General features: G+C 71.2%; 8 protein-coding genes and 1 tRNA gene. 2 read left to right on the top strand and 7 right to left on the bottom strand.

Features of this window, described 5'->3' with window-relative positions:
- Positions 1-221: 221 nt before the first annotated feature.
- The 3 genes from AB0D04_RS05120 to AB0D04_RS05110 all read right to left on the bottom strand — a co-directional run bounded on the left by AB0D04_RS05120 (position 222) and on the right by AB0D04_RS05110 (position 3,463).
- Complete coding sequence (locus AB0D04_RS05120; protein WP_362699663.1) at positions 222-1,022, bottom strand: DUF2637 domain-containing protein; 801 nt, start codon at positions 1,020-1,022, stop codon at positions 222-224.
- Positions 1,023-1,514: 492 nt separating this feature from the next.
- On the bottom strand, positions 1,515-2,849 hold the full coding sequence (locus tag AB0D04_RS05115; RefSeq protein ID WP_362699521.1) for a DUF3631 domain-containing protein: 1,335 nt from the start codon (positions 2,847-2,849) through the stop codon (positions 1,515-1,517).
- Positions 2,850-3,211: 362 nt separating this feature from the next.
- Positions 3,212-3,463 (bottom strand): hypothetical protein, encoded by a 252-nt coding sequence (locus AB0D04_RS05110; protein WP_362699519.1) that lies wholly within the window; start codon positions 3,461-3,463, stop codon positions 3,212-3,214.
- 94 nt (positions 3,464-3,557) lie between these two features.
- Here AB0D04_RS05110 and AB0D04_RS05105 point away from each other — a divergent pair, with 94 nt between their 5' ends.
- A complete protein-coding gene (locus AB0D04_RS05105; RefSeq protein WP_362699517.1) occupies positions 3,558-4,241 on the top strand; it encodes a helix-turn-helix transcriptional regulator in 684 nt (227 codons plus the stop codon).
- A 77-nt stretch (positions 4,242-4,318) separates the two neighbouring features.
- Positions 4,319-5,944 carry a tyrosine-type recombinase/integrase gene (locus AB0D04_RS05100; protein ID WP_362699515.1) on the top strand — a complete coding sequence of 542 codons (1,626 nt, stop codon included), beginning with the start codon at positions 4,319-4,321 and terminating at the stop codon, positions 5,942-5,944.
- Positions 5,945-6,075: 131 nt separating this feature from the next.
- Here AB0D04_RS05100 and AB0D04_RS05095 read toward each other — a convergent pair.
- The 4 genes from AB0D04_RS05095 to tmk form a co-directional block, all read right to left on the bottom strand.
- Positions 6,076-6,149 (bottom strand) — tRNA-Thr (locus tag AB0D04_RS05095).
- Positions 6,150-6,223: 74 nt separating this feature from the next.
- Complete coding sequence (locus AB0D04_RS05090) at positions 6,224-7,831, bottom strand: alpha/beta hydrolase (protein ID WP_362699513.1); 1,608 nt, start codon at positions 7,829-7,831, stop codon at positions 6,224-6,226.
- Between the two features lie 420 nt (positions 7,832-8,251).
- On the bottom strand, positions 8,252-9,502 hold the full coding sequence (locus AB0D04_RS05085; protein WP_362699661.1) for a DNA polymerase III subunit delta': 1,251 nt from the start codon (positions 9,500-9,502) through the stop codon (positions 8,252-8,254).
- 215 nt (positions 9,503-9,717) lie between these two features.
- A complete protein-coding gene (gene tmk / locus AB0D04_RS05080) occupies positions 9,718-12,927 on the bottom strand; it encodes a dTMP kinase (RefSeq protein ID WP_362699511.1) in 3,210 nt (1,069 codons plus the stop codon).
- Between the last annotated feature and the right edge of the window lie 14 nt (positions 12,928-12,941).

The raw sequence follows: 12,941 nt of genomic DNA, 5'->3' as shown, positions 1-12,941 counted from the left end.
GCACCGGCTTGTCGAGAGCGTCCTTGGGATGGTGCGGGTCGTGCGTCACAGGCGGTTCTCCATAAAGGGCTGGGGAGGCAGGCAGGTCGTCGGCGCAGGATTGACGGAGTGCTGGGTCACCACCCCCGTCCACAGGTGTGGATAAGCGGGGCGACGAGTGGGGCGGTGACCGGCTCGCCGGGTGACCGGAAAGGGTTCCGATCACCCGGCAGGGGTTCCGGTCAGTCGTCGTTCGGGCCAGTCACGGCGACGGCTTCGATTTCGGGCCGGAGGATCACCATCACCTCGGTCTGCCGCTTGCTGCCGATCGTCAGGTCCCTCGTCTTGACGGCCTTTCGGAGAAGGGACCGGGTGAGCGTGCCGTGCTCAGCGAGGGCGGTCCGGCCGATCTCCACGAGTTTCTCGATCGGAGCGCCGGGCGGACGACCACCGCGCGGCTTGCTCTCCGAAACCTCGGAAGGTGGTTCCGGCGACTGGACGGACATGGCGGCCGATGACTCAGCGGGCTGGGCAGGCCCGACTGGTGGCTCGATGGGCTGGACGGATGCGGTGACCAGCGCTTCCGGCACCTCGACAGGTGCGGGGTGCGGGTGTGCGGCAGGCCGGTCGACGAGTTGGTGGATCTGCCGCATCAGGACACCGAAGGCCAGCAGCGCGGCGGTCGGGGGAACCGCGGCGACCACGTAGTCGAGCAGCGGCACGGTGCTGGCGTTCCCCGTGCCGCTGACGCCGGCGACGTTCAGCGCGATGGAGCCGACCGCCCCGGTGGTGGTCAGCGCGATCGCCCACCCGTCGGTGACCCGGCGCAGGCCCGCGCGAAGCATGAGCAGTTCGCCCGCGACGATGAACGCGTCCAGGGTCGCAGGCCACGCCCAGCGGCGAACCGGTGAACTTCCCAGCCCGTGCTGGCCAGCGACATCAGCCAAGTGCGCGTACGAGAGCCAGAACGCTCCGGCGGTGAGGGCGACGATGACGGCTCCCGCCGCGAGGAGCGCGTAGCGCTCGGCAGCGCGCTTGGCGATCGCTGGCTGCCCTTCGCCGGGCCGGTCACTCGGCGGCTGATGGTGCGGTGGATGCGGGATGGCTTGGGTGGTCAAGCGGGGTACTCCTGCGGTAGCGGTGTGGTGCGTCTTTGCCGTCTTGGGCGTTGCAAGCGCAGGTCAGGGCGAGTACGGGAACAGTCCCGGCCTTCCGTCCTGGCGGGTGCTGCTGGCGTCTCGGGCCTGCCGCGAGCGGGCTCAGGCCAGTCATCGCACCTGAGCCCGGCTTCGGGGGTCTTGTCCGGCCAGGACGGTGGCGTTGCGCCTTCCGTCCCGGCAGGCAGGGCTTTGACCTGCGGTGATACGGCAAGGACGCTGAGGACGGCACAAGACGGATGTGGGCGGTATCTGGGCGGGCGGCACGCGATTCGTGATCGCGTTGCCGTCTTGACTCCGGCTGCCGTCTTGGCCGTATGCCGTATGACCTGCGAGATCACGGCAGGGACGGCAAGGACGGCAACCAGGGTCGGGGGCTCAGCCCTCGCTCGGGCCAGCAGGTTGGGCGTTCCCTGAGGGAACAGGTTGGGTGTCTACCGGGTGAACGGTGGGGCAGTAACGCCGCCAGGCGTCGAGGAACTTGTTGCGCATATACCCCTTGCGCTGGGTTCCGTCGGCCATGCGGACGTTGCCTGACTTGATCCCGTACTCGCGTAGCATCGCGCCCAGGTCGCGGGCGGTCAGCCCACTGCGCCCCCACTCCACCCACGGGCTTTCTACGTCTTGACGCAGGTGGTGGAGGAGTTCCTCGGTGCTAAGGCTGTCGACCTCACGCTGGGCGACGAAGACCCGGCGGATGTCGGCGAGGATGCGCGCCCCGCTGGGATGGTCCTCCTCGGCTGCCACTTCGGCGGCGACCATCTGCGCGCACGCGCTCCGAGCCAGACGGGGCCAGGCCCCACCAGCCAGGTCGGCGACGATCACCAGGGGCTCCCAGGTGTCGGCAGCCCGGTCCTCAACCGGCATCTCCGGCTCCAGGTTCGCGGCCTCGTCAAGGAGCGGCCGTGTCCAGGCGGCGATACGGTCGCGCAGCTCGTGCAGGGCGGGCGTATCTCGGCGGGACCGGAACGGCTTGACGCTCTCGCCCTCGGCCCGGCGGCGCATACGGATCACCACCGACCGGTCCATGACCGTGTCGGGCAGATCCCCGATTCCGGCCAGGGCAGCCATGGCGAAGGTGGCGAACTGGTGGGGCGTATGGTCGTTGCCGACGACCCGGGTGACATAACGGCCCCGCTGATGACCGGCGTTGAGCAGGCCGCGCATCTCCTCATTCTTCTCCGCCTGCTTCGGCGTACCGAAGATCGTGTCCGCCTCGTCGACGAGCAGAGTCGGCGGATTCTCCTCGGTGATGGAACGGAAGATCGCCGCAGGCGTGGTGTTGATCGTCAGCATCGGCGCGTGGACCGTCTCGGTCAGCACGTCCAGGAGCCGCGACTTGCCGCACCGTTTCGCTGGTCCCACCACGGCCAGGCGCGGGGCGTGCTGCCACGCGGGCTGCAGGTGCGTCGCCGCTACCCAGAGGGTGACCGCGTCCAGCGCCTGCTCGGACGGGAAGATCACGAACCGGGCGAGCAGCGCACGCAGTTCGTCCAGCAACCCCGCGCCCTCGGTCGGCTCGGTGTCGGGTATCGACTCCGGACCGCTCGGCGGGGCCTCGTCCTCGACGCCGTGGGAGCGCTCGGCATGGTCGGCGTTCGCGTCCTCGGTCTCGTCGCCGCGCAGGTGCGCGCCGGGTCGGCCGGGGATAGCCGACGTGGGCCAGACCGCCTTGGCGGATGCGGAATAGGGCTCAGGGGCGGCAGGTTGCATAGAGCAGCTCCTCGTCTGGCGGTAGCGGGCTGGCACGCCCTCACTGCCGGGTTTGGTCACTTCAAGCCGTGCAGGGGAGTTGTGAGGGCCTCCGGCGTGGCACCGCCGGAGGCTCACTTTGTCCCGAGTCGGGACGCACGCCCTGTTTCCTGAGGAAACACTCGCTTCGTCTCCTGAGGAGACACTCACTTCGTTTCCTGAGGAAACGCTGGCTTCGTTCCGTGGCGGAACACTCGCCTTGTTCCGTGACGGAACGCTCGCTCTGTCCCGTGACGGAACACGGACAGTACGTCCACGTCCGGCCACAGTCCAGCGTTTCTGTGTCAGCTCAGCGCAGAACGGTTTGCGACGTACGCGCACCCTCATGCAGCCAGGCCCAGCAGCGCCTGCAGCTCGGCTGTCACCACGCGGTAAGCGTTGCCGAGCCGCAGCAGCCGGCACGGGTACTGACCACGCTTGGCCAGCTCGTACCCCTTGCTCCGCCCCAGCCCCAGCGCCCGGTTAGCGGTCTCCAGGTCAACGGCTGCAGGCAGGGCCAGGATCTCCTCCCGGCCCATCCCCCGCCCCCGGCTCCCCTCACAACTGCCGGCCTGACTGGTCTCGCTCTCGCGCATCAGCGCCCCTCCATATCCAACGCCCTCGGCGAACGCGGCAGGTCGCGCCCGGCTCCAGGCATGTAATCCACGTTAGGCGAGCTAACGTGTCTCCATGACACAACGCGATTTGGATGCTGGATACGACGACGAGGACGACGCCCCGGAGTGGGCGGACCAGGTCATGGCCACCGTGGCCGCCGAGGTTCGACGTAGGAGGAAGGAATTGCGGATGAGCGCCCAGGACCTCGCGGATGCGTGCGCGGAGCTCGGCCACCCGATCCCGCGCAACGTGATCGCCAACATGGAATCCGGCCGCCGCGCCAACCTGCCCCTGGTCGACGTCATGGTCTTGGCCCAGGCGCTCAACACCGCCCCGATCTGCCTCATCTACCCCGTCGGATACGTCGAGGAGGTGCAGAGACTCCCGTTCCAGCACCCCACCTCAACCTGGGGCGCCCTGAGCTGGTTCACCGGCGAGGACCTCGAACTCGGCGCCGACGACGACATGCTGCGTTACTTCCGCGCCCACCACGCCGCCGAGGAAGAGGTCACGGAAGCTCGGAAGGGCGAAATGCTCGCCCGGCTCGAAGTGGACCACCCTTCCGGCACCGTCTCGAAGGCCGAGGCCCTTCGCACCCAGGCCCATCACACCCAAGAGGCTGAGGAAGCCAAGGCCCGGCTGCGCACCATCCGCGCATTCATCCGCGAGGACGGCGGAACAACGCCCTTCCTCTGGCCAGACCTTGCCGCCGAAGTCGACCTACCCACCAACACCCAGCAGGAGAGCGACACGTGATCACCAACACACGCTTACGCCATCAGCACCCACCCTCACCCACAGCCGACGCCCGAATTCCTTGAGGAGATACACACTTGAAGGGCTCCACCTACCGCCGCTGTTCCTGCCGCGACCCGAAGACCGGTAAGGAACTCGGCACCGCCTGCCCCAAGCGCAACAGCAGGAACCACTGCACCTACTCCATACGGCAGGAACTGCCGCCCCGTGAGGACGGCAGCCGCAGGTCCTTCGCCCGTGGCGGCTACGACAGTCGCAAGGCCGCCCAGGCCGACCTCGACCACGTCCGCGCCCTCCTGGCCCTTGCCGAGTCAGACGACCCCGAGGGCACGGAGCTGATCGCCGCCATGCTGTCGGAAGTCAGCAGGGAGAAGGCTCCGCTGCCGGATGTCGAGGAGACGAGGCGGCGCCTCAACGCCGGCCAGGACCTCATCGGCAGCCTGACGATGAGCGAATGGCTCGACCGGTGGTTGGAGGGCAAGCGAATACGGAAGTCCGGCCTGAACCGCTACGAGACCGACATCCGCGTCCACCTCAAGCCCCACATCGGGCACCGCCGCCTCGACCGGCTGCGCGTGACCCACCTCAGCGACATGTTCGCAGCCATCGCCGATGCCAACGCCGAGATCCTGGAGCAGAACGCCCAACGGCGTGCGGCGAACGAGGAATTGGCGACCGTCCCGTGGAAGGGCGCGGAGAACCGCGCCCGCCGCAAGGCGTTGAAGGCCGCGATTGACGCGATGCCGCCCTTCCGCCGCGTCACCGGGCCCGCCACGCGTCAGCGCGTCAAGGCCACACTGCGGGCCTCGCTGAACGACGCGATCAGCCAGCAGATCCTCACCTTCAACCCGGCCGCCCACGTCGAACTCGACCCCGTACGCAAGCCGAAGGCGCTCGTGTGGACGGACGAGCGGGTCGCCAAGTGGGAGCAGACGGGCGAGAAGCCGTCGCCCGTGATGGTCTGGACGCCCAAGCAGACCGGCGCGTTCCTCGACTTCGTCGCCGAGGACCGGCTGTACGCGATGTGGCACCTGATCGCCTTCCGCGGCCTGCGACGGGGCGAGGCGTGCGGGCAGCCGTGGTCGGAGACCAATCTCGACACCCACTCCCTCACGGTCTCCTCCCAACTCGTGCAGGATGGCTGGGATGTGGAGACCTCCGACCCCAAGACCGACAGCGGCTTTCGCGTGGTCGCGCTCGACGACGACACCGTCAACGTCCTCAAGCAGCACCGCGAACGGCAGGACGCGGACCGCGAAGAGTGGGGCTCGGCCTGGATGGAGACCGGTCATGTCTTCACCCAGGAGGACGGCTCCTGGCTCCACCCCGGCAAGGTGACCGACCTCTTCGAGCGTCTCGTCGCCGCCTCCGGCCTCCCTCCAATCCGGCTGCACGACCTGCGCCACGGCGCGGCCACCCTCATGCTGGCTGCCGATATCGACATCAAGATCGTGTCGGACACCCTCGGGCACAGCGACACCCGCATCACGCGGGACATTTACCAGAGCGTCCTGCCCCAGGTCGGCAAGAACGCCGCCGAGGCGACCGCGAAGCTGGTCCCGCTCCAGCGGAAGGCCGAGGAAGAGAAGGCGGCCCGCAAGGCCGCGAAGGCTGCCAAGAAGGCGAAGCGGGCGAAGAAGCCGCAGGCGGCAGCCAAGAAGAAGAGCGGCGAGAAGGCCAAGCGCAAGAAGCCCAAGAAGTAGGTCACCAGACCACTCCGCTCACGCATCGCTCACGCAAGCCCTCCCACGGCACCCCAGCCGTGTGACGCGCCATGCCCCGAAAAAAAGCAAAAGCCCCAGGTCACGGCGAGTGAGTCCTAGGGCTTCTACAGAGCCGCCTTCGGGATTCGAACCCGAGACCTACGCATTACGAGTGCGTTGCTCTGGCCAACTGAGCTAAGGCGGCGTGGTGCGCGGCCCAGTCTACACAGTGCCAGGGGGTGCTTCGTCACCGGTTTAGCGGCTGGTCAGGGGGTGGGGTCAGGTGCAGCGCTTGCTTTTGGGTGGGGCGGTGCCTTCGAGGAGATAGGTGTTGATGGCGGTGTCGATGCAGTCGCTGCCGCGGCCGTAGGCGGTGTGCCCGTCGCCCTCGTAGGTGAGGAGGGTGGCGCTGGAGAGCTGGCGGGCGAGGGACTGGGCCCAGGTGTACGGGGTGGCGGGGTCGCGGGTGGTGCCCACGACGACGATGGGGGCGGCGCCCTTGGCCTCGATGCGGTGGGTGTTACCGGAGGGCTTGACGGGCCAGTAGGCGCAGTTCAGGGCGGCCCAGGCGAAGGAGTCGCCGAAGACCGGGGAGGCCTTGCGGAAGGCCGGGAGGTCGGCGCGGACCTGGTCGGGGGAGGTGAAGGCGGGCGGGAGGTCGAGGCAGTTGACGGCCGGGTTGGCGTACATCTGGTTGGCGTAGCGGCCGCTGGGGTCACGCTCGTAGTAGCTGTCGGAGAGGGTGAGCAGGCCGCGGCCGTCGCCGTTCTTGGCCTGGGAGAGGTATCCGCGCAGGAGGGGCCAGGACTGTTCGTCGTACATGGCGGCGACCACGCCCGTGGTGGCCAGGGACTCGGTGAGCTTGCGGTTCTCGCCGGTCTGGGCCGGGTGCGCGTCGAGCTTCTTGAAGAGCGCGGAGAGCTGACGGCCGGCGTCCGCTGTGTCCTTGTTGCCGAGGGGGCAGCCCTTGCGTTTGATGCAGTCCGCAGCGAAGGCGGTGAAGGCGGTGTTGAAGCCGGCGGTCTGGTTGATGTTGATGGTGCGGGAGTCGAGCGCCGGGTCCATGGCGCCGTCGAGGACCAGGCGGCCGGCGCGGGTGGGGTAGAGACCGGCGTACGTGGCCCCGAGGAAGGTGCCGTAGGAGGCGCCCACATAGGTCAGCTTCTTGTCACCCAGGACAGCGCGCAGGACGTCCATGTCGCGGGCCGCCTCGATGGTGGAGACGTGCGGCAGCAGCTTGCCGGAGCGGGACGCGCAGCCCTTGGCGAAGGCACGGTAGGCGGTGGTGAGCTTGTCGAACTCGGCGGATGAGTCCGGGGTCTGGTCGGTCTGGGTGTAGCGGTCCATCTCCTTGTTGGAGAGGCATTCGACCGGCTCGCTGCGGGCCACGCCGCGGGGGTCCATGGCCACCATGTCGTAGCGCGCGCGGACGGCCGCGGGCTGGGGCGCGTACTTCTGGAGATAGTCGATCGCCGAACCGCCGGGGCCGCCCGGATTGACCATGAGGGAGCCGAGGCGGCTGCCGGGGCCGGTGGCCTTCTTGCGGGCCACGGCAAGCTTGATGTCGGTGGCTTCGCTGGGGCTGTCGTAGGCGAGGGGCGCCTTCATCGTGGCGCACTCGAAGCCGGAGACGCTGCATGCGTGCCAGCTGAGCTTCTGGTCGTAGTACGGGCGGAGGTCGGCCGGGATGCCGGCCGGGAGGGGCGCGAGGACGGATGTCCCGTCGTCGGGAGTGGTGCGCTCGGCGCCGGCGCCGTTCGCGCGGCCAGGGGACGCCGCCGAATCGGGGGCGGCCGGGCCTCCCGGCGAGCAGCCGGAGATCAGCAGGGCGGTTGCCGCGCAGACGGCAGCGGCAGTCGTACGGAGCAGGCGGCGGCTGGTGGGCATGGGCATCGATCCCTCGGTCTCGGTCCCTGATGCGGCGAGGCGACGTCGGCGGTTGGGCGGGATGGGCGGCTGAGCACGGCGGACGGCTGAGCGGGGGTAGCGGCTGAGCGGGTACGCACCGGTGGCGGCGGTGGCGGTAACGGTGACTGTGGCGGCGGGGCGGAGATGGCGGTGATGTGGGTTCCGGCCTTGGTCGGAGCGTAGCCGGGGTGGGACGGTGTGTGCGCCTTGGCCAGGGCTGTTCCGGGCTGTTTCGGGCCGTTTCAGGCCGCTCCGGCCCGTACTGGTGCGTTCCGGTTGATCTGGTGGTTCCAGCCGATCCGGCGGTTCCCGGTGGGAAAACTCAGGGGTGAGTGGTGTGGGGGGCCGTGGCCCGGGGCCCGGCCCGCACGGCCCGAGCGCCGCGGCCGCCCCGCCCCGTCAACCAGCCCGCAAGGCCACCGTCATCGCCTCCACGGCCAGCAGCGGCGCCACATTGCGGTCCAGGGCGTCGCGGCAGGCGATGACCGCTTCTATGCGGCGGAGGGTGCGCTCGGCGGTTGAGGTGGTGGCGATGCGCTGGAGGCTGTCGCGGGCCTCGTCGTTGGCCAGGGGGACGGAGGCGCCCATCTGGAGGGCGAGGACGTCACGGTAGAAGCCGGTGAGGTCGACCAGGGCGAGGTCGAGGCTGTCGCGCTGGGTGCGGGTGGACCGGCGCTTTTGTTTGTCCTGGAGTTCCTTCATGGCGCCGGCCGTACCGCGGGGCAGCCGGCCGCCGGTGCCGGCGGCGGCGCCGAGGGCGGCGCGCAGTTCCTCGGTCTCCTTGGCGTCGACCTCTTCGGCGACCTGCTTGGCGTCCTCGCCCGCGGCGTCGATCAGCTCCTGGGCGGCCTTGAGACAGCCGCCGATGTCTTCGACGCGCAGGGGAAGCTTGAGGACGGCCGCACGGCGGGCGCGGGTGCGCTCGTCGGTGGCGAGGCGGCGGGCGCGGCCGATGTGCCCCTGGGTGGCGCGGGCGACGCGGACGGCGGTCTCCGGCTCGATGCCGTCGCGGCGGACCAGGACGTCCGCCACGGCGTCGACCGGCGGCGTCGTTAGGGTGAGGTGGCGGCAGCGCGAGCGGATGGTGGGCAGGACGTCCTCGATGGAGGGCGCGCACAGCAGCCAGACCGTACGGGGGGCGGGTTCCTCGACGGCCTTGAGGAGGACGTTGCCGGCGCCTTCGGTGAGGCGGTCGGCGTCCTCCAGGACGATCACCTGCCAGCGGCCGCCGGCGGGCGAAAGGGAGGCGCGGCGGACCAGGTCGCGGGTCTCCTTGACGCCGATGGAGAGCAGATCCGTACGGACGATCTCGACGTCGGCGTGCGTGCCCACCAAGGTGGTGTGGCAGCCGTCGCAGAAGCCGCAGCCGGGCGCGCCGCCGAGCGCGCGGTCCGGGCTGACGCACTGCAGCGCGGCGGCGAACGCGCGGGCGGCGGTGGCACGGCCGGACCCGGGCGGGCCCGTGAACAGCCAGGCGTGGGTCATCTGGGAGGCGCCGCTCCGGCCGGCGGGCGCCGGTTCGGCGAGCGGGGCCGCGGCGGCCGCGCCCGCCGCGTTGTCGGCGGTCACGATGGCATCCGCGTCGCGCGCGGCGGCAGCGAGCTGCTCGGTCACCCGGTCCTGGCCGACCACGTCGTCCCATACCGCCATCGCGCTGCCTGCCATTCCTGTCCGTGCTGCCTGAAGTGCCCGTACCGCCCGTGGTGCCGTACTGCCTCGACCCATTGTGGTGCAACCCACTGACACGTGGAGGCGAGAGCCGGTCCGGGCGCCCCCGCCGGTACGGAAAACGCCCCCGTCCCGGAAACCGGCCGTGGCCGCAGCATGTCCGCTGCGGCCACGGCCGGTTCGTACCAGGTGACGGCTCAGCCGCGCCGCCGGCGCGGCCCGTGACGGCCGTCGTCGCCCCCCGTCTCCTCGTCCGCGTGCGAGCCGAGGAGCTCGTCGGCCAGCGTCGGCAGATCGTCCAGCGGGGTCTCCTCCGCCCAGTCCGGGCGCGGGCGGTTGCGCGGCGCCTCCACGGGGTGGCCGGTGGACGGGTCGATCTGCGGGAGTTCGCGGGTGCGCTCGGCGCCCTGTTCGGCGGGGCCGGACTGCTGCCGCGCCGCGCCGTTCGGGTCGTCCTGGCGGAACGCCCACGGCGGCACCCGGTCGGCGGGGTCGCCCCCGTCCCGTACGGGCGGCAGCACGCTGGTCTCCTGGGCATCCGGCCCGGCGCCGTACTGCGGCAGCACCGCCGTCTCGTCCGCCGCGCCCTGCGGCGCCTCGGGCCGCGGCAGCGACTCCGTAGGCTCGACGTCGGCATCGCGGCGCGAGGTTTCACGTGAAACAGCGGAGGAGTCCTCCGGGGAACCGGAAGCCGCGGAGGGGCCCGTACCGGCATCCTCCACGTACCGCTTCCGCAGATCCGCCACCGGCGTCTCCTTGGTCGGCGCATCCGCCGCCTCGGCAGCCTCCGCCGCCGCCTTGGCCTCCGCCGCGGCAGCCGCCTCGGCCGCCGCCACCCGGGCCTGTTCGGCGCGGAGCAGGGCCTCCTCGGCCTTGCGCTGCTTCTCCAGGCGGCGCTCATCGGCCTCCCGGCGCAGCTTCGCCTCCTCCTCGGCGCGCAGGCGCAGCCGCTCCTGCTCGGCGTGGCGGGCCTGCTCCTCGGCCTCGCGGCGCTGACGCTCCGACTCCGCCGCCTGCCGGGCCTCCTCGGCGCGCCGCCGCGCCTCCTCCGCCTGGCGGGCGGCCTCGCGGGCCCTGGCGGCCTCCGCCTCCTGGCGCTTGCGCTCCTCTTCCTCGGCGCGCAGCTTGGCAAGCTGCTCCTGGCGCTCACGCTCGAGCCGCGCCTCCTCCGCCTTGCGCGCGGCCTCCTCCTCGGCCCTGCGGCGGGCCTCTTCCTCGGCGGCCTTACGGGCCTCGGCCTGGGCCTTGGCCTCGAACTCGGACAGCGGGAGCACCTGGTCGAGGCGGTGCCGTACGACGGTGGTGACGGCCTCCGGCTCCTGTCCGGCGTCGACGACGAGGTAGCGGGCCGGGTCGGCGGCGGCCAGGGTGAGGAATCCGGCCCGCACCCGCTCATGGAACTCGGCGGGCTCGGACTCCATCCGGTCGGGCGCCTCGGTGAAGCGCTCGCGGGCGGTCTCCGGGGAGACGTCCAGGAGGACGGTCAGATGCGGGACCAGGCCGTCCGTCGCCCAGCGGGAGATACGGGCGATCTCGGTGGGGGCGAGATTGCGGCCGGCGCCCTGGTAGGCGACGGAGGAGTCGATGTAGCGGTCGGTGATGACGATGGCGCCACGCGCCAGGGCGGGCCGGATCACGCTGTCGACGTGCTCGGCGCGGTCCGCGGCGAACATCAGCGCCTCCGCCCGGTCCGAGAAGCCGGACGAGGAGACGTCCAGGATGATCGAGCGCAGCCGCTTGCCGATGGCGGTGGCGCCCGGCTCGCGGGTCACCACGACCTCGTGGCCCTTGGCGCGGATCCATTCGGCCAGCGCCTCGACCTGGGTGGACTTCCCGGCGCCGTCGCCGCCCTCCAGGGCGATGAAGAAGCCTGTGGCGGCGGGCGTCTGGTCCGGGTCGCCACCGCGCAGCGCCTCGCGCAGATCGCGCCGCAGCGGTACGCCGTGCCGGTCGTCGAGCTTGCTCAGCACCCAGGCGGCCACCGGCAGCAGCAGCGCGCCGGCCAGCATCAGGGTGAAGGCGGCGCCGCCGTGCGCGAACTCGAAGGTGCCGTTGTCGAAGCGGTGCGGGCCGATGACCGCGGCGAGCCCCGGCGCGACGATGGCGGCCAGCGCGACCGCGAGGCGGACGACGGCGTGCAGATGCTCGGTCGTACGCGCCGTACGGGACTCCTCGACCTCCTGCTCCAGCAGCACATGCCCGGTGTTGGCCGCGACACCCGCGCCGACTCCGGCGAGCAGGCCCAGCAGCAGCACCGTCGTCGGGTCCGGGACGAGCCCCATGGCCAGCAGCGCGAGGCCGGTGACGGCCACCGCCAGGGCGAGCAGCCGGCGCCGGGAGAGGCCGGGCAGCACCTTGTGGGCACCGCGGATCCCGGCGACCGTACCGCCGGTCAGCGCGAGCACCAGGAGCGCGAAGGCGGCCGGTCCGCCGCTCAGGTCGAAGGCGTGCAGAACGGCCGACGCGACGGCCGCGGCGATCGCGGCGGAGACGGCGGCGCAGGCAAGCACCAGCAGCGGGATCGCGCCCGTACGGCCCTTGTCGACGCCCGAGCCGGCGTTCTTGGGACGGCGCAGCCCCTCCAGAGGGGAGCGCGGCCGCGGCGTCTGCGCACCGGGCAGCTCGATGAAGTAGAGGATCGATACGGACGCGGCGAACAGCCCGGCCGCCACATAGGAGCCAAGGGCCGCCTGGTGGAGGTGGAACCAGTCGAGGCCGGTGCCCAGCAGCTTGCTGACGAGGGTGACGACCACCAGGGCGGCGGCCGCGAGGGGCAGCACGATGAAGCTGGTGCGCAGCGAGAGGCGGCGCAGCGCGTCCATGTTGTCGGGCAGCGGCCGGACGGCGGCGCCCTCGGGGGGCGGCGCAGGCAGCAGGGCGGGCGCCGCGCTCTCGCGGGCGACGGTCCAGAAGCGCTCGGCGACGCCGCCGACGAAGACCGTGACCAGCAGCCAGGCCAGTGCGTCGGCGGGCGTCCAGTCGATCCACAGGGGCGCGACGACCAGCAGCGCCAGCCGCAGGCCGTCCGCACCGATCATCGTCCAGCGCCGGTCGAGCGGACCGGAGGGCGCGGTCAGCGCGGACAGCGGCCCCAGCAGGACCGCCCCGAAGAGCAAGGTGGCGAGCATCCTGGCCCCGAAGACCGCGGTGACCGCGAGGGCGGCGCCCCGATAGTCACCGCCGAAGACCGCCTCGCCGCCCACCGGCACGTAAAGCGCCGCCTGGAGGGCGAGGAGTACCAGGACAAGCATGGACAAGGCATCGCCGATACCCCCGACAAACTGGGCGCTCCACAGTCGCTTCAACGGAGGGAAGCGGAGCAGAGCTCGCACAGCGCGCTCGCGGGAATCCGCGGTGAGGGCGCCTGAAGTGGGGGTCACGACCGTTGGCTGCTCGGCACGCGTCATCCTGCCAGCCTATC

It is taken from the genome of Streptomyces sp. NPDC048483, assembly GCF_040651455.1.
Lineage (GTDB): Bacteria > Actinomycetota > Actinomycetes > Streptomycetales > Streptomycetaceae > Streptomyces.
The sequence above is the reverse complement of the archived record's forward strand: the minus strand, read 5'-3'. Positions and strand labels throughout refer to the sequence as shown.